The 25,520-nt window shown below is 37.1% G+C and carries 17 protein-coding genes; 12 read left to right on the forward strand and 5 right to left on the reverse strand.

Translation table 11 applies throughout. The features are described from left to right. Positions 1 to 45: 45 nt before the first annotated feature. The 4 genes from B154_RS0111610 (at position 46) to B154_RS0111625 (ending at position 3,669) form a co-directional block, all read left to right on the forward strand. Positions 46 to 630: an NADPH-dependent FMN reductase gene (locus B154_RS0111610; RefSeq protein ID WP_018614390.1), complete on the forward strand. Its 585-nt coding sequence runs from the start codon at positions 46 to 48 to the stop codon at positions 628 to 630. Positions 631 to 816: 186 nt separating this feature from the next. Continuing rightward, positions 817 to 1,425 (forward strand): OmpH/Skp family outer membrane protein, encoded by a 609-nt coding sequence (locus tag B154_RS0111615; RefSeq protein WP_018614391.1) that lies wholly within the window; start codon positions 817 to 819, stop codon positions 1,423 to 1,425. A 201-nt stretch (positions 1,426 to 1,626) separates the two neighbouring features. Then, positions 1,627 to 2,616 carry a bifunctional heptose 7-phosphate kinase/heptose 1-phosphate adenyltransferase gene (locus B154_RS0111620; RefSeq protein ID WP_018614392.1) on the forward strand — a complete coding sequence of 330 codons (990 nt, stop codon included), beginning with the start codon at positions 1,627 to 1,629 and terminating at the stop codon, positions 2,614 to 2,616. 108 nt (positions 2,617 to 2,724) lie between these two features. After that, entirely contained in the window at positions 2,725 to 3,669 is a 945-nt protein-coding gene (locus B154_RS0111625) for an isoaspartyl peptidase/L-asparaginase family protein (protein ID WP_026260128.1), read from the forward strand. 347 nt (positions 3,670 to 4,016) lie between these two features. On the opposite strand, the gene B154_RS0111635 is transcribed toward B154_RS0111625, so the two are convergent. The 3 genes from B154_RS0111635 to B154_RS0111650 form a co-directional block, all read right to left on the reverse strand. Beyond that, on the reverse strand, positions 4,017 to 7,076 hold the full coding sequence (locus B154_RS0111635; protein WP_026260129.1) for an efflux RND transporter permease subunit: 3,060 nt from the start codon (positions 7,074 to 7,076) through the stop codon (positions 4,017 to 4,019). A gap of 137 nt (positions 7,077 to 7,213) precedes the next feature. Next, complete coding sequence (locus B154_RS0111640) at positions 7,214 to 8,143, reverse strand: efflux RND transporter periplasmic adaptor subunit (RefSeq protein ID WP_018614396.1); 930 nt, start codon at positions 8,141 to 8,143, stop codon at positions 7,214 to 7,216. A gap of 93 nt (positions 8,144 to 8,236) precedes the next feature. Next, positions 8,237 to 9,469 carry a TolC family protein gene (locus tag B154_RS0111650; RefSeq protein WP_018614398.1) on the reverse strand — a complete coding sequence of 411 codons (1,233 nt, stop codon included), beginning with the start codon at positions 9,467 to 9,469 and terminating at the stop codon, positions 8,237 to 8,239. Positions 9,470 to 9,857: 388 nt separating this feature from the next. Between B154_RS0111650 and B154_RS0111655 the strand changes: the two genes are divergently transcribed. The 4 genes from B154_RS0111655 to B154_RS28380 all read left to right on the forward strand — a co-directional run bounded on the left by B154_RS0111655 (position 9,858) and on the right by B154_RS28380 (position 13,383). Next, a complete protein-coding gene (locus B154_RS0111655; RefSeq protein WP_018614399.1) occupies positions 9,858 to 10,310 on the forward strand; it encodes a DUF2147 domain-containing protein in 453 nt (150 codons plus the stop codon). A gap of 171 nt (positions 10,311 to 10,481) precedes the next feature. Continuing rightward, a complete protein-coding gene (locus B154_RS0111660; RefSeq protein WP_018614401.1) occupies positions 10,482 to 11,498 on the forward strand; it encodes a DUF5074 domain-containing protein in 1,017 nt (338 codons plus the stop codon). Positions 11,499 to 11,646: 148 nt separating this feature from the next. Then, positions 11,647 to 12,630 carry a phosphatase PAP2 family protein gene (locus tag B154_RS0111665; protein ID WP_018614403.1) on the forward strand — a complete coding sequence of 328 codons (984 nt, stop codon included), beginning with the start codon at positions 11,647 to 11,649 and terminating at the stop codon, positions 12,628 to 12,630. A 33-nt stretch (positions 12,631 to 12,663) separates the two neighbouring features. Continuing rightward, on the forward strand, positions 12,664 to 13,383 hold the full coding sequence (locus B154_RS28380) for a phosphatase PAP2 family protein (RefSeq protein ID WP_018614405.1): 720 nt from the start codon (positions 12,664 to 12,666) through the stop codon (positions 13,381 to 13,383). A gap of 9 nt (positions 13,384 to 13,392) precedes the next feature. Here the strand turns inward: B154_RS28380 and B154_RS0111675 are convergent, their stop codons facing one another. Both B154_RS0111675 and B154_RS0111680 read right to left on the reverse strand, forming a co-directional pair. After that, positions 13,393 to 14,661 (reverse strand): sensor histidine kinase, encoded by a 1,269-nt coding sequence (locus B154_RS0111675; RefSeq protein WP_018614407.1) that lies wholly within the window; start codon positions 14,659 to 14,661, stop codon positions 13,393 to 13,395. Between the two features lie 3 nt (positions 14,662 to 14,664). Beyond that, on the reverse strand, positions 14,665 to 15,336 hold the full coding sequence (locus B154_RS0111680) for a response regulator transcription factor (protein ID WP_018614409.1): 672 nt from the start codon (positions 15,334 to 15,336) through the stop codon (positions 14,665 to 14,667). Positions 15,337 to 15,682: 346 nt separating this feature from the next. Between B154_RS0111680 and B154_RS0111685 the strand changes: the two genes are divergently transcribed. The 4 genes from B154_RS0111685 (at position 15,683) to B154_RS0111700 (ending at position 25,416) form a co-directional block, all read left to right on the forward strand. After that, entirely contained in the window at positions 15,683 to 18,790 is a 3,108-nt protein-coding gene (locus B154_RS0111685; protein ID WP_018614411.1) for a SusC/RagA family TonB-linked outer membrane protein, read from the forward strand. A 26-nt stretch (positions 18,791 to 18,816) separates the two neighbouring features. After that, on the forward strand, positions 18,817 to 20,313 hold the full coding sequence (locus B154_RS0111690; protein ID WP_018614413.1) for a RagB/SusD family nutrient uptake outer membrane protein: 1,497 nt from the start codon (positions 18,817 to 18,819) through the stop codon (positions 20,311 to 20,313). Between the two features lie 302 nt (positions 20,314 to 20,615). Continuing rightward, on the forward strand, positions 20,616 to 23,909 hold the full coding sequence (locus tag B154_RS28385; protein ID WP_018614415.1) for a VCBS repeat-containing protein: 3,294 nt from the start codon (positions 20,616 to 20,618) through the stop codon (positions 23,907 to 23,909). Positions 23,910 to 24,018: 109 nt separating this feature from the next. Then, positions 24,019 to 25,416, forward strand: a complete 1,398-nt coding sequence (locus tag B154_RS0111700) for a glucoamylase family protein (protein ID WP_245542589.1) — start codon at positions 24,019 to 24,021, stop codon at positions 25,414 to 25,416. The last annotated feature ends 104 nt before the right edge of the window (positions 25,417 to 25,520 follow it).

Here is a 25,520-nt window from a genome sequence, read left to right on the forward strand (position 1 = left end):
AAAAAATATAATATTAAATGTGATTAAACAATTCCATTACTTCAAATGAAAAATACGATCGTTCGAAAAAAAATCATAGCAATTTCAGGGAGTACAAGATTACGATCCACAAATCATAGTTTGATAAAAGCTATTTCCGAACTGTATGTCGGGCAGTTGGATGTAGCAATTTTTAATGGACTTTCAGAATTACCTCATTTTAATCCGGATGACGATACAAGTCAAATTGGAGGTAAAGTCGCTAATTTTAAACAACAATTAAAGCGCTCTGACGGCATTATTATCTGCACTCCTGAGTACGCTCATGGGGTTCCCGGAACTTTAAAAAATGCAATTGACTGGACTGTTTCTTCATGCGAATTTTCTCATAAGCCCACACTTTTGATTACCGCGTCAACTGACGGAAGATATGGGCACAAAGCTTTGTTGGAAACTTTAAAAGTCATCGAAGCAAAAAATATTGACCAGCTTCAGCTATTAATACAATTTGCTAAGACAAAGATTAATAGCGATAACAAAATCATTGATAATAAAACGCTTGAAGACGTAAAAGAAATTATGAATCGATTTATTGAAACAGTTAACGAAACGGCAAGTGAAAATGGATCAGAAATAAGTATTGGCAGGTAATAAGTGGTAAGAAAATAAACTTGCTATTCAGAAAAAACAAAGAGTTGAAAGAGCGAGTGGAAGTGTTCGTAAAATAATTTGAACTGGTTGTGCATTTATCAAAAAAATAAACATAATAATTCGTACTTAGCTTTTTAACACTTTTATTTTTGTCTTTACTTTTACTTTGCCACAATAATTAGAACTATGAATAGAAACTTTCTGCTTGCTTTTAACGTTGTTTTATTGATTTTAGTTGGAATATTATTTTATCTGCATTTTTCTTCTGCAAACAAAGCAGACACCACCGCCCCGGTTACTGTTGCTGATTCTGCTCCGACTGCACCCGGCTCTTTTAAGATCGCATATTTTGATATGGACAGCATAGAGAAAAATTATGATTATCTGAAAGACGTAAAGAACGAACTTAAGACTAAGGAAAATCAATTGAACGGGCAATTAAGTGCGCTAAAGAACAGTTATATGAGTAAAGTAACAAAGTTTCAGCAGGAAGCCCAGACCATGACACAGGAAAGACAAGGCGCCATGCAAAAAGACCTGATGCAGGAGCAAAAGGTGATACAAAATAAAGAACAAGCTGTCAACGGAGAACTGCAGGATGAATCTTTTAAAAAGATGCAGGACGTAAATAGAACAATAGAAGATTTTTTAAAGGACTATAATAAAAACAAAGAATACGCTTACATTCTAGGATATCAGACCGGTACTATTTATTATAAGGATCCGAAGTATGATATTACAAGTGCTGTTTTAAAAGGCCTTAACGACAGATATAAAAGTAAAAATAAAGAGTAATCTTAAAAATAGTCTTTAAGTTTCTTTTCTTATCCTGCCTTTAAAAAGACAGGATTTTTTTTGTCTTATATAACCTTTGGTGAGGAAAATGAGTATGTAAGAATCAATAATTATAGTATGAAAATTGATTTTTTATAATTGTCGTAATGGTATTCCTATTTATTTCATTTCTTTGAAGGGCTCAAAACATCAATTGGAAATATGCACGATTTTGATAAATTATTTGATGAGTTTTCTAAAACTAAAGTAGCTGTCGTTGGTGATATAATGTTAGATACGTACTGGTGGGGAAACGTAGATAGAATATCTCCTGAAGCACCTGTGCCGGTTGTTGTTTTAGATGAAAAAGAACTGAGAATTGGCGGAGCCGGAAATGTAGCGCTCAATACAGTAGCATTAGGTGCGCGCACTGTTTTATTTTCGGTAATAGGACATGACGATGACGGAAGAACGTTACTCAATTTGTTGAAAAGGAATAATATACATACAGCGAATATAGTTGTTAGCGATGACCGGATTACTACCAATAAAACCCGCATAATCAGTCGGAATCAGCATATGCTTAGGCTCGATGCTGAAATGACTAAAGATATTAATGAGAGTGAGCAACTGCTGTTATTAAATGCATTTACCGAGTTTATTGAATCGGAAAAACCATCAGTTGTGATTTTTGAAGATTATAACAAAGGTGTGCTAACAGCAGAAGTGAACCAGAAAATGATTGACATCTGTAAGGAGAACAATATAGTAACAACTGTTGATCCTAAACGGAAAAATTTTTTTTCTTATAAAGGTGTTACCATATTTAAACCAAACTTAAAAGAGGTAAAAGATGGACTGAATGTGTTGATCGATGATGTAAATGAAATTTTTCTAAACGATGTTCACCAGCAGTTGGAAAACAGGTTGAACCATTCCATTTCTTTAATTACACTTTCTGAAAAAGGGATTTTTTACCAGGATGAAAATCATTTCAAAATAATTCCCACCCATATCAGAAGCATAGCGGATGTAAGTGGGGCAGGAGATACCGTAATAGCCGTTGCTTCTTTGGTATATGCTATAACAAAAGACATTCATTTATCTGCTGCCATAGCAAACATAGCCGGAGGGCTGGTGTGTGAAGAAGTTGGTACAGTTGCTATAAATAAAGATAAACTCTTAAAGGAATGTTGTGAATTATTGGGCTGATGCGCCATAAATTCGTTGTTCTTGCAGCAGCATTATTTAAAATTCTTATTTCGTTACTTCGATAACGAACATTTTATTCTCTTAATTTAGATACCAAATCAGATTTTTATGCAAAGAATTACGATGGTTATTCATGGAGGAGCAGGTACCATCAATAGAGAAGATTTGACACCTGAGTTGGAGGCGGCTTATTTGCAAGGTTTACAAGATGCATTAGATGGGGGGTATGCGGTGCTTCAGGAAGGAGGTTCTGCCGTGAATGCTGTAAAAGCTGCTGCTGTAATACTTGAAGACAATCTTCTCTTCAATGCAGGAAGAGGTTCTGTCTTTACTAAAAAGGGTTTACAGGAGATGGATGCCGCAATAATGGATGGTGAAACGCTCGAGGCGGGGGCAGTTGCTGGAGTAAGAAATGTACGCAATCCTGTTGAGTTGGCTACAGAAGTTTTACGCAACAGCGATCATGTTTTTTTAAGTGGTAAGGGAGCAAATGATTTTGCAATTAAGCAAGGTGTAAAGCTTGAACCTGATGAATACTTTTTCTCCCAATTCAGGTATGACCAGTGGAAGGCAGTGCGCGATTCTGATAATTATAATTTAGATCATACTGTGCAGGATTTAAATGAATTTAAAGAAAAGAAATTTGGTACTATAGGAGCTGTGGCATGTGACCAAAGCGGTAATGTCGCTGCTGCCACAAGCACTGGAGGCATGACTAATAAAAAATATGGCAGAATCGGTGATACTCCACTTATAGGGTGTGGAACTTATGCCAACAATAATACCTGTGCAATAAGTTGCACTGGTCACGGTGAAGTTTTTATACGTGCAGTTGCGGCTTATGACGTAAGTGCTCTTATTGAATATAAAGATCTTTCACTTGCAGACGCGTGTAATGAAGTTGTGTTAAACAAGCTTGTAAAAATGCAAGGTGAAGGCGGATTAATAGGAGTAGACAGCAAAGGAACTTTTGCCCTGGTTTTTAATAGTGCCGGTATGTATCGTGGAGTTAAAAGCAGCGACGGCACCAACGAAACCGCCATTTATAAATAATTATTAACAAGTTGGTGATAAATCCTGAGGTCTTTTATAAAAACCCTCACAATACATGGCATAATTTTGTCAGATGAAATTATTAGTCATTAATCTAAAATTTTATGGAAATAATCGCATTGTTAGCCGTACTGCTGTTTGCATCATCTCTTTTCATGATTGCATACGTTGTTATTACTAATTACTATGCCGCAAAAAAAATTAATAAGGAGCTGGAATAAAATGAGGAGCCGCCGTCGTTAAAAAAATAATTAATAGTTATTTTCTTATTAACCTTTTTTATTGCAAGTGTGTAATAAAGGTCATAATTACAAAAATTATAGTCGTCTATGTAAATTTTTCACGCTTTAATTTTCTGACACAGCTACCGCTATTCTCTTTTTCTTATGTATTATTCTTAACACCGTCGGCAATACAACCAACAACAATGGCAGTGCTATTATAAACCCTCCTATAACTGCTATTGCTAAAGGTTGATGCAATTGTGCACCTGTTCCTATGCCCAAGGCGAGAGGCAACAGCGCAATAATAGCACCTAGTGCCGTCATTAACTTGGGTCGAAGTCGCGTAGATATGGAATAAATAACAGAGTCGTCCACGCTCTGAGTTTGTAACGCTTCCCGGAATTGTAAGAAGGTAAAAATGGCATTCTCGCCAATAATTCCTACAATCATTATAAGCCCTGTATAGCTTCCTACATTTAGTGCTGTGCCAGTTAGGTATAAGGCAAGATAGCTTCCTGAGATACCTAAAACCGCAATTACTATTATTGCCAAAGCTGCCAGGAAATCTTTAAACAAGAAAAGTATAACACCAAATACCAGCAGGCTCGACGTAACCAGAATAATAAGTAACTCATGAAAAGACTTTTGCTGATCTGCATACTCTCCACCATACTCTATATGATAACCCCGGGGTAAAGTTACCTGAGAAGAAATTTGTTGTTGTATGTCTTTAATTGTGCTGCCTAAATCCCTGTTTTCAAGCCTGGCAGTAATTACTCCCATCGATTGCAGGTTTTCCCTTTGAATTTCCGCATCGCCTGCATTTAGTTGTATTGAAGCAAGATCGGTTATTGATTTCAATCTTCCTGATGGTAAGAATATCTGGAGGTTTTTTATTCCTTGTACACTTTGTTCCCGACTGCCGGGGTATAATAATCTTACGGTTGATAATTGCTCTTTTTCTAAAATATTTCCTACAACTGTGCCTTGAAGTGATAGTTGAACCTGTGATTGAAAAGCTGCCGCTGTTAATCCAAATTGTGCCAACTTACCATTATCAGGAATAATACTTACCGAAGGGCCGGCGATCACAATTCCGTTGAATACATCTGCTGTACCCTGCACCTTTTCTACGATACCCGCAATCTTCTTTGAATAATCCTCCAGCATATTTCTATTATCACCAAATATTTTTATTTCTACCGGTTGCACTGAAGTCATTAAGTCGCCCAACATATCGCCAATTACCTGCCCAAAGTCGATAACTAATGCAGGTTGCGACATTTCTATTTTCTTTCTGATTTCTGCAATCACATCTTCCGTTGTTCTGTCTCTATTCTTTTTTAATTGTATGAGATAGTCTCCGCGGTTTGGCTCTGTTATAAAAAATCCCATCTGCGTTCCGGTTCTTCTTGAGTAAGCTTTAACCTCTGGTGTTGAAGTAATAATCTTTTCAACTTCACGAAGTATTCTGTCTGTCTCTGCCAGGGAGGTTCCGGGCGGCGAACTATAATCCAATACAATACTGCCTTCATCCATTTCTGGTAAAAAGCCTGTTTGTAACCGGGGAAGTATTAAATAGATACTAACAGCAAGCGCTGCCATTATTATAATACTTATCCAGGGTTTATGTATGAAGACGGACACCCACTTCTGCTTTTTTAACTCAACGGGTTTGTGCTGTCTTTTTATTGAAGTATTATTTTTATTACTAGTTAGCACCAGGTAAATAACGGGAAGTAAGATCCAGGTTACAAAGAAGGAGCAAACCAAAGTAATAATCATAGTATTGGTTAATACTTTGAAATAAGCACCGGCGACGCCGCTCATCATTTCGAAGGGAATAAAAATAACAATAGTGCTGACCGATGATCCAATCATAGCGGGAAACAGGTAATGAATAGCTTTTTGCAAAACAATTCTTGTAGGTTCATCAGGATGTTCTTCATGAGATCTGTGAATCTGCTCAACAATAACGATGGCATCATCTATGATTAAGCCTATAGCTGCTGCAACAGCACCCAGGGTCATTATATTTAAAGAGTACCCAAAAGAATATATACCAATAAGTGAAAGGCATATGGTAACAGGTATCGTGAGCAATATGGTTGTGCTTGCCTTTACTGACCTAAGAAAAATGATGGCTACAATTATGGCGAGCAACAAACCGACCCATAGGCTATCGGTAACGCTTTTAACCGAATCATTTACGAAATCTGCCTGCACATAATACGGTTTTATGCTAATCCCCTGGGGCAAAATTTTCTTCAGCTCTTCCACCTTGCCTTGCATTTGGTTCGATATTTCAATAAGATTGGCATTAGGTTGTTTTATTACTGCCACCAGCAATCCTTCCCGCCCGTTCGCATTAATCTTTGTATATTCTACAGCTTCATTAATCTTTACATCAGCAATATCTTTCAACTGAACAATCCTATTGCCGTTATTAGCTACTATAACCTTTTGTAATTCATTGAGAGAGTGAACAGTTGCATCAGTAACGGTCAAATAAAGCAGCCTGTAATCAGATAAATAACCATTAGATTGAATAAAATTTGTTTGATTAAGCGCATTGGTTAAAGCTTCAGGTGTAATGGAAAGTGTACTCATTTTTTGAGTATTAAGCGTAAGCCAATACTCCTTTTGTTTTCCCCCAATAATACGTACTTCGGCTACACCCGCTACCTGCGATAAGAAAGGCTTCACGGTATACAGTGCGACCTGTTTCATATCGATTGGTGTTTGACTGCTGCTATTACTTTCGAGGCTATAACCAATTACAGGAAGAATAGACGGATTCATTTTTTCTACTGAAATTTGTACGCCTGGAGGCAAGTCGTTTTGTATCTCCGCAATCTTCGATTCTATCCTTTGCTGACTTAGGTCAATATTGGCATCCCAATTTAGAAAAGCAGAAATTTCACAACTCCCGCGGCTGGTAATGCTTCTTACATCTGCAAGGTCAGGTATTTGTTTGATTGCGTTTTCTAACGGTTTTGTAACCGTAACCATCATTTTATTTACGGGCTGCAGCCCTGCGTCAGCAATAACTTTTATTTTTGGAAAAGTTATTTCCGGAAATAATGAGGTTTGCAGTTTGGTATATGCAAACACTCCGCCGGCTATTATCATTATGATAACAACAATGAGAGGATTTTTATATGATATAAAGAAGTTTTTCATTTTTTAAAAAGATAAGAGGTGGAAGAGATCAGATAGCAGTAAAAAATTAAAAAAGCTTTACTACTTCTACATCTATCCTCTGTCATGCAACAACGGTCGACTCTTTCCCGAGGTTAGCTAACAACCGTCGACTTATTCTATTCTTTTAATACTTTAACTTTAGCAGTATCGGGCAAACCATAGTTTCCTTTTATTATTATTTTGTCTGTCGGTGAAAATGACGGTTGCACAATTTCAACTTTATCGCCAGTTTCTATTCCTTTGACAACCGGTACTTTAACTGCAGTAACGGAATCAATCATTTTCATTACCCAGAAACTATTTTGGGATTCATCTGTAAGCACCGCTTCTTTTGGTAGTGACGTCGCATTGTTTTTCGCATTTTTTACAATACGAACCCTGCCGATCAAATTTTGAGGAATGGAGGAAGGTGCATCTACCTTTATTAAAACAGCCTCTGTTTGTGAAACTGAATCGACAGCCGGCATCACGTGAGCAACAGTCCCCTTCAAAACCGTTTTGTCGGGCAGTACAACTTCTACCGTTTTATTATTCATTAAGTACTGCCTAAGCTCGTAGGGTAGATTTAGTAAAAATCCAAAGCTTTTTGCATCACTCAATACGGCCACTTGTTCACCATCCTGCACATAATCGCCTGGTTGATGGTCTACTGCTGTTATGTATCCTGTTTGTGTTGCATGAATTTTTATTAAACCAGAGAACCGGAATGAGGAATCTAGTTCATTTATTGTGTTTCCTAATGCTTTCGCCTCCTTTGTCTGCATTATAAAAGCAAGTTGCCCTGCATGTACAAACTGTCCTAATTTAATATTTGAAGATTTAATATATCCATTTGCAGTTGCCTTTATAAAGCTGCTTTGCAGAAAGGAAGACATAGCATTTAATTCCACATATTCCTTCAAAGCTTCGTTGCTTACGTTTGTAACCGTTACCGGTGTCTGCACTTCTTCTGCAACGTTATCTTCCTCTTTTGGTTCTTCTTTGCTTTTGCAGGAACTGGCCATAAGAGTTGCTAAGCAAAACAAAATACAATAAACTCTTTTCATGCCTTTTTTGTTTTATGGTATAAAAGGAAGCCTGTCTACACCTTTCCAGGTTTTGCCTTTTACCCTATACCTTGTGGTTTATACTTTAGCGCTTCACCTGTTCCAATAATTAATCTGGTTTACTATTCTTAACCTGTTTATATAGTTCTGGTTCAAAATATTTCTTGCGTTTATATAATTAGTAATAGCAAGTACATAATCTGATATTTTTATATCTCCTGTTTCCAACAGTTTTGCGTTTGCGCTTATTAATGTTTTTACGTACTTTATCTGCTCATTAATTGTTTTAACCAGCAGGTCACTTGCGTGCAGCTGCTGGTTGAGTTGCGCAATCTGTTGCTTATATTGGTTTAAAAAAAATAGTTTATTATTCACACGCGTTCTTTCTCTCAGGTCAACCTGGCTCAAACGGTATTTTCTCTGGTGCGCATCGTAAATGGGAACTGTAAGGCTAAGACCAAAGCTAAAACCAAAATTTCTGTACGGATTTGCGGTAAGTGTTGATATATAACCAGCATCTGTATAAGCACCTATCCGGGGTTTATATTCATAATTAATAATCGCTTTTTCATTTGCAAGACGCATGCTGTCTGTTGCGAATCTCTGGTAAAAAACAGAATGGTAAAAATCGAACTGCGTGCTATCATTTAATGCAGGCGATTGTATTCTTTCAACAGTGGTATCAACAATTCCCGCAAGATAATTTAAAGTGAGATAATCTGTGTTGTATTGAATTTGTGCCTGCAAGTACAAAAACTGTTGCTGCTGTAGTGTTGTATAAAAGGCCAGGTAATCAGCCTGTTTATAAACACTTGACTGGGTGAGCTTTTTCAAAACCTCCTCTTCTTTTTTTAGCAGGTTATATATTTCCTGGTTAAAATCCATAATTACCAAATCGCTGTAAGCCGTTATGTATTGGTCAGTTACTGCCCTTTTTATATCCTGTTCTGAAATATGGATAGTGTCAGAAAGCGACTGACTTTGAAGGCGAATGGCGGCGAGTTGGGTTGCTACGTTATTTTGAGTTAGAAAATTACGATTAGCCTGTACTACTGCCGATATGTTTGCTCCATTGGTAATGGCTCCATCATAGCCAAAACCTTTTACAACAGGTGCATAACTATTACTACTTATAAAATTTACCTGCGTTTTTAAAGATGCTCTTAAGATGAGGCTGTCGAGCCGATTTGACAATATCTGGTTATTAAAATCCTTTATCAAAGGGCTGTTATCTCTTGCCTGACCAATGAAAAACTCCAATGTATGACTCTGACCAAAACAGCTACAAGAAATCAAAATAATACTAACGGTTAAAAAATATTTCATCCCTGGTTAAATGTAATTTCAAAAGCCGTAACTCTTCTTAGGCTTTTAAAAAAATCAGTCTTTTGGTTCTTTAATAAATTTTTAGTGTCAATCAAATATCACATCTTTTCCTTAAGATTAATTTCATTAATGTTTCTAATACTTATTTGGATTATCTTGGTAAAGCCGAAAAAATAAAATTGCGTTCAAAATCTGTTTTAAATCTGTAGAAAATATTTTTTGATCAGGAAACTATTGCAGGGTATGTAAACGTTTAAGATTAGTGGGCCAGTTCTTATAATATTTTAAGTAAATATTTTATTTAAGTCTGTACCTAATATACATTTTACATAATATTATTTTTTACTTTAGTTTATGATCCAATAACTTATTAAACTTATTTCTTTATATGCCAATAAAATACATAGCAGTAATTGTATTTGCAGCGATTTCTTCACTAGCTGTTGCTCAAAATAGTCCCGATGCCATTGTTGGCAAATGGGAAGCTGTTCCACAGAAAAACGTGATTGTAGAAGTGTATAAAGACCAAAGCGAATATAAAGCGAGGGTTGTGTGGTTTAATGATAATGATGATAAAACAAAGCCTATGAATGTAAGGCAGGACGATAATAACGTAGATCCATCCCTCAGGAAGAGGAGAATTCTTGGCCTCCAGGTACTTAATAATATGATATATAATTCAAAAAACAACAAGTGGGAAAATGGAAAAATCTACGATGCAAAATCGGGCAGAACATGGAATTCATCTGCCTGGATCACAAATAATAATACTTTGCAAGTAAGAGGTTTCTGGCATCTTGAATTTATTGGTCAAAATATGACGTTTAAAAAAATAGGTTGACTATGATTCAGATGGATGGTTGTGAGTTGTAATTAAGCCTGCCTCTCAAAAAAATGCTTTATCCCTTAAAAGAGTTATTGCCCTGAATTTCATATCTATATTCATTTGAAACTTCAGAAATACTACAGAATTTACGTATACTTTTAGCCTTTCATCATCAACTACCTCCGTATGTCTCTGCTAAAAGCACTAACTGTGCCGTCTCTTTGTATTTTATTTTTTATAAGCGTAAATGCTCAAAAGTCGTCTGGTTATAACGTTGTACAAACATTTCATATTCCAGGCGCAGGCGGTTGGGATTATCTTGCTGTTAATGATAATAAACTGTATGTTTCTCATGGTACCCATGTAAATATATTAAATAAAAATACAGGTGACAGTATAGGTGTTATTCTAAACACAGAAGGTGTGCATGGAATAGCGTTTGTAAAAAGCTTAGGTAAAGGTTATATAAGTGATGGACGTACTAATAATGTAACTGTTTTTGATTTAACAACAGGTAAAACATTACGGCAAATCGCAACAGGTGAAAACCCTGATGCGATTATGTATGATGATTTTTCAAAAAAAATATACACTTGCAATGGAAGAAGTAAAGATCTTTCAGTAATTGATCCTGAGACAGATAGAGTCATAAAGACCATAGCATTGGGAGGGAAACCTGAAACAGCGGTATCTGACGGTGCAGGTAAAATTTATATCAACATAGAAGACAAAAGTGAAATTGCAGCAGTAAACACAAATTCTTTCGAAATAGAAAAGCACTGGTCAATTGCACCAGGAGAAGAGCCAACAGGTTTAGCTTATGATAAAAAGACAAAAAGACTTTTTGCAGGATGTGATAAATTATTAGTTGTATCAGATGCGACAACCGGAAAGGTCGTTTCTAAAGTAGCAATTGGTAGCGGTTGTGATGGCATCGCTTTTGATGAGACAACGAATAATATTTTTGCTTCAAATGGCGAAGGTACTTTATCTGTGATACATGAAAATGCAGCAAACAATTATACACTAGCGGAAAATGTTGTTACCAAACGGGGTGCACGAACAATTTGTTTGGATGTTGAAACTAGGCGGTTATACTTACCCACTGCAGAGTTTGAGCCTTTGGCAGCAAGTGCAGATAAAAGAGAAAGACCAAAAGTAATCCCCGGAAGCTTCCAGGTGTTGGTCATAGAGAAAAAATAATAATACCCCGAAATTATTTCTCCTGACAACGAAAATAATAATATACTTTGCCGGAGTTTGAGTTTCCTCAAACCAAAAAACAGCGTGCTAACTTGTTGATCATGCACCAGCAAAAGTCAGCGGCTAAAGACGTAAAAGAACTAAGAATATGAAAGAATTGAGTAGGTTTTTGGTGTTATTGATATTTGTTCCAGTGGTTGGATATGCGCAGCAAACAGATACTTTAGTAAAGAAGCTTGACAGTTTAAATGTGCAGCAGGATACCCTCAAAAACGGGCAGAAAAACAATATTGCTCCCGCTGCGTATGAAGGTGCAAAACTTGATTTTCACACTTATTCTGTTTTATTGGCCGATGATATTAAGCAAGCGGTAACAAAACCTTTGCATACGAAAGGGAAAGACTGGTTAAAAGTTGGTGGTTTTGCAGTGGTAACAGGTGCCGTTTCTTTAGCTAATAAACCTGTTAATGACTATGCAGTCACCCTGCACAAAAATAACCCCGGACTTTCTTCTGTCAGCAAGTATGTTACCAATTTTGGCGGCGCTTATGAGCTATATGCCATCGCGGGATTTTACGCGTACGGTCTTATTTTCAAATCTCAAAAGGAAAAGACGACTACCGCACTGGCTACACAGGCATATATAACAGCTGTTGGAATATCTTTTGTTGCAAAATATTTGGCGGGTGAACAAAGACCTTATTACACTGATCCTCTCACCAATAAAAGAGGCCCTATTTTTCATGGACCTTTTTATGCATTTAAAAAAGGTCCGGACGGCAAAAGGCTGGGTACCGAAAACTTTTCCTCCTTTCCATCGGGCCATACAACTGCAGCATTTGCAGCCGCTACAGTCTATGCAATGGAATACAGGGACAAACCACTGATTCCGATTTTATCTTATAGTGCAGCTACTTTGGTAGGACTAAGCAGAATAACAGAAAACAAACATTGGCCGGTAGACATTCTGGTAGGAGGGATGTTAGGATACCTGAGCGGGCGGCAGGTTGTTAACAATTTTCACAGGTATTCAAAAATAAAAAAATCTGAAAAAACGGCTCTTCATCCGGTTTCTTTTAATCTTCAATATTTTAATAAACAAATAATACCTGGCCTGGTATATTCATTTTAAGGTACTTATTAAATATTAAATGACTTTCGTCTTATGCCCGAAAACACATCTGAAACAACCAGAAAAGTGAAAGGTATCTCGTTAAGGCTTTTGATGGCCTTAGCAATATTTGCCATTATTCTTTTGGTGTTTCTTTTTATAACTGACGAAATCGTACTTGAACATGAAACTGCTTTTGATAACAGCGTTTTTCAATTTCTGCACAGTTATACAACTACCGATGTTACCAATAAAATGATATTTCTTACTTTTTTTGGTTCTACTAAATTTTTGTTGCCTGCTTATAGTCTTTTAGTATTATACTTTCTTCTTTTTAAAAAGAACACTATTCGCTCTTTTAATATAGCGGCAATTGGTCTTGGTTGCGATGCACTTTTATTCATAATGAAAGATATCTTTAAACGCCACAGGCCGGTGCATCCTTTATTGCCAAATGTAAAAGGCTTTAGTTTCCCAAGCGGACACTCTTTTTCAGCTTTTACTTTTTGTGGTTTGCTCATTTACATTTTATGGGAGACGAAGACGAACATCTTTGTAAAATGGATAGGTTCAATTGTCTTATTTGTATTCGCTGCCCTGATTGCTACCAGCAGGGTTTACCTGCACGTACATTATGCCAGTGATGTGATTGCGGGATTTTGCCTGAGTGTTTTATGGTTAACTGTCTGCATTTTAGTTTTGCATGCACTAGAAAAGAAACAAAGATTGAAGAAAAATGATGTGGAATTAGAAACGTCAACGAATAATGGATGAAAAAAACAGTTAACGCTGTGTTTGATGTTTTGCGTTAAAAATAATTGTAAAGGCATGTTCATTCGTTCCGCTCGCATAGGTAATAGTGAAATTGCTATTTTCACAAATTTGTTGAACTACTGCAAGACCTAAACCCGTGCCGGAAGAGTGATCGCCTTTTTGAAAACGGTTAAATATCTGCTTAGGGTCAAAGGTTAAAGGTGGGCCGCTATTTGATATGGTAATACTTTCAGGAGTAAGAAAACAATTGATATAACCATTGCTGTAATTGTGTTTTACAGCATTGCTGAAAAGATTATTAAAAAGTATATCAGCTAATTCTTCATTAATATCAATAAATACCTCTGCAAGTTCAACACGTAATTTAATATTTCTTGCTGTAATAAGTTCTTCAAACTGTTGAAGTTTCTGCTCAATCAAATTTTTAAGATCAACCTTGTTCTGCCTACTGTATTGTTCATTATTAATTTTTGTCAGCAGCAACAAAGCCTGGTTAAGACGGGAAAGTCTTCCCGTTGCATTATAAATCGTTTGTAGTTGTTCTGCCTGCTTTTCATTCGAACTTTGGAGCAAAATATCGAGCTTTGAGTTAATGATTGCCAAGGGTGTTTGCATTTCGTGTGAAGCATTATCGGTAAATGTTTTCAACGATTCGAAGTCGCGGTTAACACGGCTCGTCATTTCTGATACTGACTTATTTAACTCGTTAAATTCATTTATTTCTGATAAGGGTAATTTCAAGACTTTCGAATGTTTTAAATCATACGCTGTAAGTTGCTGAAGTGTATAATAAAAAGGTTCCCATAATTTGCTTAACAGCAAACGATTTATCAGCCATATAATAACAAGAAGTAAAAGAAAGATTGCAGCAGTAACCAACACGATTAATTTGACTAAGCCTTCGGCTTCTACCTGCGATTTTATTACAATAGCCTTATGTAAGACTCCTTTTACAAAAACAGGAAAAACAAGCATTCGAACAGGTTCATCTTCATCTTTTCCCGTATCCGGTACAGTAGTTACGATTTTTCTTTTCACCTTAGAAGATGGAGGCGATGGTTCAAACCTGATCTCCTGTCCTTTGTAAGCAGAAGCATTGGGCAGCGAGTTATTTTCTTTTATATATTCATGTATTTCCTGTTCTTCTACTTTCAGATCTTTGTCAATCTGCTGTATAAGTATAGAACGAATAATAAAATAATACGTAATACTGCTGACAAGTAATATTACAATGGCTGTGATGAGATTTGCGCGATTATACCTTGTTAATAATTTCACTGCTTATGAAAATTTATAACCCATTCCATATACTGATTTTACGTAGTCTGCACTTCCTTTTTCCATTAGTTTTTTTCTGAGGTTTTTTATATGAGTGTAGATAAAATCATAGTTATTCGCCATATCCATTTCATCGCCCCAAAGGTGTTCCGCAAGCGCATTTTTTGAAATAACCCGTCCCTTATTGGTAACAAAATATAGAAGAAGGTCAAATTCCTTTTTTGTAAGGTCTAAAGGTTGTTGATTAAAAAACGCAACTTTTGCTATAGTATCAATCGTTATTTCATTAAAACTGAGCAAAGAATTTCCCTTGAAATTTTTTCTTCTGATAATGGCTGCTATGCGTGCGCTTAATTCTGTTAAATGGAAAGGTTTTGGCAGGTAATCATCAGCTCCTGATTGCAGGCCTGCAACTCTATCTGTTACTGAGTTCTTCGCAGAAATGATTAATACTCCATCCATCTTGTTATTTAGTTTTAATTGCTTTAGCAGGTCAAGACCGGTACCACCGGGCAGAGAGATATCAAGAAGAATGCAATCATAATCGTATAACTCTATTTTACTCAGTGCCGAATTAAAATCTTTTGCAGATTCACAAACATAATTTTCTTCTTTTAAGTAACTTATTATACTTCTAACAAGTTCAATTTCATCTTCTATAATAAGAATTTTCACTTCTGCAATTTCACGTAAAATACGAATTGAATTTTGAAGGAAAACTAAAGATTATACAGGAGTAAGCAGGTATGTGATTTGCAACAGAAATTATAAAAATTTAAGCTGATTTTAATTTTTTCTTTTTTTTCTAATATTATTTTAATCAAGCGCAGCATAAATGGTACTTCACGGTGTCTTAACACTTGCATAATCGTGGATATTTTTTAATCTAATTATTACATATGAAATACTTACTTCTACACCTCACAGCTTTACTTCCTTCCTAAGTTTTTATTAAAGCTTTTTATCGCTCTCGGTACTCCGGTACAGTTGTACGGGATTTTTTTACCTATAATCATCAATCATGAAAAGACATTTTACGAATGTTAAAAACAATTTTACTACGTTTCATATCACCTTTATTCTTATTGCTTCCTTACTGCTGTTTTTTTCCAATATTGTTATAGCTCAGCAATCCGCTGTTTCAGGTACTGTAACTGGTGAAAACGGGAATCCTTTGAATGCTGTAAGTGTAAGTGTAAAGGGGAGTACAAGAGGAACCTCTACGGATAGCTCAGGAAAATTTTCAATTTTAGCCCCTTCAAATGCTACCCTTGTTTTTTCATCTGTGGGTTATACTCCACAAGAAGTTAAAGTGGCAGGAAAATCAGATGTAACGGTCTCCCTGGTATCTTCAAACAGAGAGTTAGAACAGGTGGTTGTAATAGGATATGGAACTGCAAATAAAAGAGACCTGACCGGGTCAATCGCGCGGGTATCGGGGAAAGACATTGCAGATAAACCAAATACAAATCCTGTAGCATCCCTTCAAGGAAGTGTGGCAGGTCTTACGGTTGTCAATAATGGACAACCCGGAAAGGAGCCAGACATCCGCATCAGAGGTACTGTAAGTATTGGCTCTGTAAGACCATTGTATGTAGTAGACGGAGTGTTTAATGACAATATCGATTATTTGAATCCAAATGATATTGAGTCAATTGAAATTTTGAAAGACCCATCATCCCTAGCCATTTTTGGTGTAAGAGGTGCTCCCGGCGTTATAGCTGTGACTACTAAGAAAGCAAAAGCTGGTCAGGTAACTATAAATTTTAATACGAGTTACAGCATTAAGAAACTTGTAGATAAAATTAAACTGACAAATGCAGATGAATTTAAGACGCTATATAATGAACAAAAAGCAAACGAAGCTGCAGATAATGGAGGTACATATACACCGTTTGATTTTTCCAAATATACAGGTAACACTGACTGGATTAATGCTTTAACTCAAACAGCCAACCAAAGTATAAATAATTTAAGTGTTGCAGCCAGTTCAGAAAAAAATAGGTTTTATATGGCGGTAGGGTACACGTCTGATGAAGGCATAACAAGAAAAGAATTATTACAAAGAATTACGCTAACGGTAAATGATGAATATAAAATAAACAAAGCAATAAAAATAGGGTTCAATTTCACAGGAGCGCGCCAGCACTTGCCTTACGACCAAACAGGAGACCCTGGAAATCCTTTGAGTGGGGCTCGCTATATGCTTCCCATAAATGAGCCTTTTGACACAAAAACGGGATTATACAATATTATGCCTAATACGTTGCAAACGAGCCAGGCTAATCCCTTAATGGAAATTAATAATTATGCGGACAGAATTAAGCATTACGAAAATAGAATAGTGGGTAGCGTGTTTGCAGAAATTAATTTTCTTAAAAACTTTACCCTCAGAACTACATTATATGGAGATATAAGCAATGGCGACAGAACGCGTTATTTCCCTATTATAAAAGTTCATGATCCTTTGACTGATGCTGTCTATGTAGATCCTTCAAATAACTATACACGTTTAAGCGTAGATGATTATAGAACTAATAAATACCAGCAGGACCATATTCTTACTTATAAAAAAGGATTTGGAGGTCACAACTTTACAGCTACTGCAGGATGGACAACGTATTACCAGGCTGAGTTCCATCACATCGGTGTTGTGTCTCAAAAAATTGGTGCTGATCCAATTCCTGACGATCAAAGGTTTTGGTATTTGAGTAATGGATTTGAAGATCCATCAAGCTCTAAAGCTACAAGTAACCAGTTTGAAAGAGCTACTGCTTCTGCTTTATTTAGAGTCTTATATAATTACCAGAATAAATATTATTTAAATGCTTCCTTTAGAAGAGATGGATCATCCATTATATCTCCATCGCAACGTTATCAGAATTTTTATGCAGTAGGTGCCGCCTGGGAGTTGACAAAAGAAAAGTTTATGAGTAATCAGAATTTGTTTGATTACTTAAAAATAAAAGGCTCATGGGGTGTATTGGGTAATCAAAATACATATAGTTATAATTATCCTTTCTATCCGGGATTAATAAGCGGGGCAGGTGCTGTATTTGGAGGTAATGTATTTCCTGTTTATTCGCAGGAATATCTACCCGATCCAAACTTGAAGTGGGAGACTGTAAATTCGAAAGAAGCAGGATTTGAACTAAATTCCTTTAAAAACCGCCTTCATTTTGAAGCAGTGTATTATAACAAACGTACAGATGGTTTATTGGCAATTGTGCCGGGAACAAGCGGTCAGCCAAATGGTTTAAGAAACCAGGGAAGTATTTCAAACCAGGGCTTTGAATTTACAGCGGGTTGGACACAAGCCGTTTCCAGGGATTTAAATTTTAATGTAAATGCTAACCTGGCAACTATAAAAAATAAAGTAATATCTCTTTCTACTGAAGGCTACGCTATTTATCCTGAAGGTACAGAAGTCGCACCTACCAAAATTGCAGCTGGTCTGCCTGTTGGAGCATTTTATGGTTTTGTACGCGAAGGAATTTATCAAACCCAGGACGAAATCGATAAGTCACCTAAAGTAACAACAGGCGGTTGGACTCCAAAACCAGGTGATCAAAAATTTAAGGATGTAAATGGAAATGGTGTAATTGATGATAGTGACAGAACGTTGATAGGTAATCCTACTCCAAAATTTACTTATGGAGCGTCTTTTAGCGTTAGCTACAAAGGATTTGATTTAGGTGTTACAATTAATGGTGCGTATGGAAACCAGATTTACAGAGTGTGGGGCGTTTCTGAACACTTGTTTAACCAGTATAACTACCCGGCGTCTCAGTTGAACCGCTGGCATGGGCCCGGCACTTCAAATACAGTACCTATATTAGCTACAACACGCGATATAAATTTTAAAGGAGTTTCAACGCTCGGCATTGAGAGCGGCAGTTACTGGAGGATTCGAAATCTGCAGTTGGGATACAATTTTAGTCAGGGTATTATATCCAGGGCTCATATTAAAAGCCTTCGGGTTTTTGTAAACGCTCAGAACCTAAAAACATTCAAACATAATTCCGGATACACACCCGAATTTGGCGGCAGTGCTATAGATTTCGGTCTCGATACAGGAGGGGGCGCAATACCTGCGGTATTCACTGGTGGCATTAATGTTACATTTTAATCATTTCTATTTTTAAATTCACAGGTATGAAAAAAATAATAAATATAAGTTGGAGCATCCTGTCTGCTATCTCCATTTTTATAATGTTTTCCGGTTGTCAAAAGTTTTTAGACCGGAAACCTTTATCGGCCACTCTAAATGATTTGCCCGGCGGTGGTCTGGAAGGACAGGTATTAGGCTTATATGATGCTTTAAGACAAAACGGACATGGCGGCGACGGATTTAACTCTCTGCCTTTTATGTGCATGCACGAAATTCGTTCCGATGATGCGATTTACGCGGTTGACCCTGGTGCTGCAAGTTATAAGCCCTGGCTCGATCAATTCAAATATGATAAGACAGCTTGGTTTAACGGCCTTTACTGGAGTGATCACTATGCGGTAATTGGTAAAGCAAATACAGCATTGCAATTTGCAGATTCATTAAAACTAACAGATTCTGCTTCTACTGTTTTTGTAGCTGAGGCAAGATTTGTGCGTGCCTATTCTTATTTTGACCTTGTAAGAACCTACGGCCAGGTGCCTTTATTAACTAAACGTGTCTATAACAGCGCCGAAGCTAATATTCCAAAATCTTCCGAAGCTGATATTTATAAGCAAATAGATGAGGATTTAGCTTATGCAAGTGCCCATTTGCCTTTGACATGGAAGGGAACTGCGTATATCGGGCGGCTTACAAGTGGTGCTGCTAAGACACTACAAACCAAAACTTACCTGTTCAGGCATCAATACCCACAAGCTCTTGCAACTGGCAATGATATTATTAATTCGGGTGTTTACAGTTTGAACCCAAATTATTCGGCAAATTTCAATTATTCTACCTCTAATGGGCCTGAATCAATTTTTGAATACCAAGCTTATGGTAGTCCCGGAGGAAGTGTTCGGTATGATGTAGAATGGGCCGAGCCGCAACTAGTTAGGGGATCAGGTGACTGGAATTTGGGTTGGGGATGGAATATTCCTGATAAACCTTTAATAAATGCTTTTGAACCGAGTGATCCTCGCTTAAATGCCACTATTCTATTTTCCGGAAAAAATGACGGTTATGGTAATACAGTGCCTGATACTCCTACGGTAGCCTCTCCTTACTGGAATAAAAAAGTATATACAGATCCGGCATTAAGAAAGACTTTTGCTGATAATGGCAGTCATTTTTTAAATCATGTTATTTATCGCTATGCTGATGTTTTGTTAATGACTGCAGAGGCTGCCAATGAAACAGGCGATGGGGCAACAGCAGCTCCTTTGTTAGAACAGGTACGAGCGAGAGCCAGGGGACTTAATACTAACACATTGCCACCTATTCCTTTTGTAGACCAGGCGCAAATGAGAGCTGCTATTCAGCACGAACGGAGGGTTGAATTAGGAATGGAATCAGAACGGTTCTTTGATTTAGTCCGATGGGGACTTGCTGTTCAGGTACTGGGGCCGGCAGGTTATACAGATAAAAACAGGTATTACCCGCTACCTCAGGACGTAGTGACGCAGTCGAACGGAGTGCTCGTACAAAATCCGGACTACTAAATAGATTAAAATGGAAATTTCGTCGTGAGAAATATTGCGATAAAGTTTAAGTAAAAGATAGTTAGTTTAAGAATTGTTCTGTAAGAGGTTACCTCGGATTTTTGAGGTAGCCTCTTTTTCAATTAATACGGAAAGACGTTATATTGTGATTATGAACAGCATTAAATCAAAATGATTGCGGTCTAATTAAGATGAATGGATATAACAATCTTTTACTTTACTTATAAAAATGTTTATTCCTTAGTTACTATTAGTTTTATAGTATGTGAGCTTGTAATAGCAAGCTTCATAAAAAGTTAATTATGCCTTTCAAAAGTCTTTCAATATTTTATTTTGTAGCAGCAACCTTTTTTTTCATATCGTGCCACAAGTCCGGCAAGTTATTTACAAGTTTATCTTCTTCCGATACGAATATTCGTTTTGCTAATAATTTAGAAAAGCGAGAGGGCTTTGGCATCTTGTATTACTTATACTACTACAATGGCGGAGGAGTTGCTACGGGCGATATTAATAATGACGGGTTGCCTGATATTTATTTTACTGCAAATAGCAATGGTGGAAATAAATTATATTTAAATAAAGGTGATTTTAAATTTGAAGATATTACAGAAAAAGCAGGAGTGGCAGGTGCATCCGATTGGTGCAGCGGTGTTACAATGGCAGATGTAAATGGTGACGGATTTGTTGATATATATGTTTGCGCTGTTAGCAATGCGTATGGGTTAAAAGGCCGCAACCAGCTTTTTATTAATAATGGTAATGGTTCATTTACTGAAAGTGCTGCAAAATATGGACTCGATTTCTCTGGTTATTCCGTTCAGGCTTCTTTTTTTGATTATGATCATGATGGAGATTTAGACTGTTTTCTTCTGAATGAATCACTTGCACCTAATGAGAAAATAGTCGATACCAGCTACAGGAGAAAATTTGATCCCTATGCCGGTGGAAGGCTGTATCGAAATGAGGTGAATGCCTCTGCTCATAAGTTTACAGATGTTTCCGGGCAAGCTGGTATTTACCAAAGCAGTGTTAGTTATGGATTAGGGCTTGCAGTTGCCGATATTAATAACGACGGATGGGAAGACATATATGTTGGTAATGACTTTCACGAAAATGATTATTATTATATTAATAATCATAACGGAACTTTTACGGAAAGTGGTGCCAGTCATTTTAAACACTACAGCCGGTTTAGTATGGGCAATGACGTCGCAGACTATAACAACGATGGAAATTTAGATATCATTACTGTAGATATGTTGCCACCTGATGAACCAACTTTAAAAACATACGGCAGTGACGACAGGATGGATATTTACAATTATAAAATTATTAATCCCGGTTATCAGCCCCAATATTCCCGCAATTGTTTGCAAAGAAATAATGGCGATGGAATAAGTTTTAGTGATGTTGGCTTAATTGCAGGAGTATCAGCAACGGATTGGAGTTGGAGTGCTTTAATGAACGATTTTGATAACGATGGAAATAAGGATATTTTTATTTCAAGTGGTATTGTAAAACGACCGGGAGATTTAGACTATATACGTTTTGTCTCAGATTTAAGCAGGCAAAAAGGTATGGAACAAACAACAAAGTATGATGAGATGGCTTTGGAAAAAATGCCAGATGGTGCAAGTCATCCTTTCTTTTTTAAAAACAACGGTAAATCCGGCTTTGCAAATGTTAGCGACACCTGGGGAACCAGCGACATGAAAGGTTATTTCAATGGAGCCTCTTACGCAGATTTAAATAATGATGGAAATATGGATGTGGTAATTAATTGCATAAATGCTCCAGCTGTGGTTTTAAAGAATAATGCTGAAAAGAAAAATTATATCTCCATTTCTTTTAAGGGTGATAATCTAAATTCACAAGGCATAGGGGCAAAAGCTTATCTTTTTGCTGCTGGTAAAATGCAATACCAACAGCTAATGCCTACACGGGGCTTTCAATCTGCCTCAGAGCCACGACTGCACTTTGGTTTAGATACTTTATCCAGGGTAGATAGCCTTTTGATTGTTTGGCCAAATCAAAAATTCCAGGTGATTAAAAACGTCTCTATCAATAAACAATTACTGGTAGGTCAGAAAGATGCACCTGCTGATTTTAACTACGAGTTATTTTTCCCAAAAAGGAAACAGGTATTAGAAGATATTTCAACACAGGTTCAATGTAATTGGAAACATAAGGAAGACGATTTTAATGATTTCAGCCTACAATACCTTATACCTCACGAGGAAAGTACAAGAGGTCCAAAACTGGCGGTTGCAGATGTAAATAAAGATGGATTGGATGATTTTTTTGTTTGTGGGGCAAAAGGCCAGCCCGGATGTCTCATGTTACAAACTAAAAATGGAAAATTTTTGAACTCAGATACTGCCGTCTTTAACAAAAACAGGGAAAGTGAAGGTGTTGATGCAGTTTTTTTTGATGCAAACAATGATGGCTACATGGATCTATATACTGTAAGTGGTGGTAATGAATATGAAGATGGTAATATAAACCTTGCTGACCATTTATACTTAAATAATGGAAAAGGCCATTTCGAAGAAAGTAAGGACGCGTTACCTAAAATTCTTACTAATAAATCCTGTGTGTCTTATGCAGATATTGATAAAGACGGCGATATAGATTTGTTTGTTGGGGTGCTGGCCAATGCAAAAACATACGGTCTACCACAATCCTCAAATTTGTTGTTAAACGATGGAAAGGGACATTTTACATTGGCTGACCAGTCAATGATTAATTTAAAGGAGATCGGCATGGTTACTACGTCCGCTTTTGCTGATATAAATAACGACGGATGGACAGATTTATTGGTAACGGGAGAGTGGATGCCAGTAAAAGTTTTTATCAATAGCAAAGGCACTTTTGTATCAAAAGATCTTGATCATTCTTCAGGTTTATGGCAAACTATTTATTCCACCGATGTTAATGGTGATGGCTTTACCGATATACTTGCCGGGAATTGGGGACAAAATTCAAAATTGTATGCAGGAAAAGATGGTCCGCTAAAATTGTATGTAAAAGATTTTGACAAAAATGGAACCGTTGAACAGGTTATGGCTTATACCGTTAATGGACAAGAATATACATTCCTGCCAAAAGATGAACTTGAACAATCTCTTCCGGTCCTTAAAAAGGCATACTTGACTTATGGCGAAGTAGCGGGTAAAACGGTTCAGTATATGTTTTATGATTTGTTCAAAGACTACAAGGAGCTAAAGGCGGAGACTCTCGCTTCCTCCTGTTTTATAAATGATGGCAAAGGAAATTTTAAAAGAATAGATCTGCCACAAGATGTACAGTTAGCGCCGGTTTTTACATTTGCTCCTGCTATCAATAATGGCAATACCTATCTGGCGGCAGGAAATTTTTATGGTGTATTTCCGTATGAGGGCCGTTATGATGCTTTGCCGCCCACTTTTTTTTCATATAAAAAACAAATGGTATTTAATTCTTATTCAAACCTTCCGGCTATTGACGGAGAAGTGAGAGATGCCAAGTGGCTAACCTATTCGACGGGCGATAAAGTATTAATTTTAGCAAGAAATAACAAAGAACTGCTTTTTTTTAAACCTCGCAATAAGGAGTAACTGTTTACAAAGGTTTATTTCGAACTATAGTAATGGCATTCTTATACTTTATCAGGAGTTTTATCAATCTTTATGAAAGTGAATTGTCTATAAAAACTAACCGTGTGCCATGATGAAAAATAAAATAAAGCTTGTTGCCTGTGTTGTGATATTGTCAGCAACCTTTTCTTGTACAAATCGAAAGAAAATGTCAGTTGCCGCTTCCGCTCCCGGAGACACTTCAAAAAGTGTTAGCGACACTCACATCATTCCTGCTGAGTATGAGAAAATATATACCGATGTGGAGCGTACTACTTTTCAATATTTCTGGGACGGTGCTGAACCAAATAGCGGTATGGCAAGAGAGCGCTTTCATGTGGATGGTGTATATCCTGAAAATGATAAAAACATTGTAACTACAGGAGGGGGAGGGTTTGGAGTTATGGCTATATTGGTAGGTATCGAAAGAAATTTTGTAACCCGACAACAGGGATTTGAAAGACTGCAACGAATAGTGAACTTTTTGGCAAAAGCAGATCGTTTTCATGGAGCATGGCCACATTGGATAAATGGGGAAACAGGCAAAGTAAAACCCTTTGGTAAAAAAGATGATGGCGGAGACCTTGTTGAAACTTCTTATATGATACAGGGTTTGCTGGCTGCAAGACAGTATTTTTTAAATGGAAACGAACAGGAGAAAGCTTTGGCAGAGAAAATTAATAAACTCTGGCAGGAGGTAGATTATAACTGGTACCGCAACGGTAAGAATGTTTTGTACTGGCACTGGTCGCCCGATTATGACTGGCAGATGAATTTTCCGGTTACCGGGTACAATGAATGTCTAATTATGTATGTACTTGGTGCATCATCGCCGACACATGGTATACCTGCAGAAGTGTACAATGAAGGCTGGGCGAAAAGCGGAAAGATAAACGGACAAACTACAAAGTATGGACATACGCTTCACTTTGTTCATAACGATAACCCCGAATATGGCGGTCCCCTGTTTTGGGCTCATTACTCGTACCTCGGCCTTGATCCCAGGGGATTAAAAGACAAATACGCGAACTACTGGGAAGAAAATAAAAACCAGGTTCTGATAAATCATGATTGGTGCGTCGAAAATCCGAATCATTTCAAAGGTTATGGCGAGAACAGTTGGGGGCTTACTGCCAGCTACTCTATTAATGGTTATGCTGCTCATGCTCCCGGCAAAGACCGAGATCTTGGGGTAATTTCTCCTACTGCAGCTTTATCATCCATGCCTTATACTCCTGACTTTAGTATGCTGGCAATGAAACACTGGTACCAGGATCTGGGTGAAAAGGTTTACGGCGTCTACGGATTTTATGATGCCTTTAGTGAAACCGCCAATTGGTATCCCAAAAGATACCTCGCAATAGACCAGGGACCTATCGTAGTAATGATGGAAAACTACAGAACAGCTTTATTATGGAACTTATTTATGAATGCTCCCGAAGTGCAGCAAGGCTTAAAAAAACTCGGATTTCAGAGTCAGCATTTCTAGCGGCGGTGCTAAAGGGAGAAACGTTCGTCATTGCGAGGCACGAAGCAATCCCCTTCCACTTATAATCCAAGAATAATAATTGAAGAATTGCCAAGTTTGCCCAG

It is taken from the genome of Segetibacter koreensis DSM 18137 (genome assembly GCF_000374045.1).
GTDB classification, from domain to species: Bacteria; Bacteroidota; Bacteroidia; order Chitinophagales; family Chitinophagaceae; genus Segetibacter; species Segetibacter koreensis.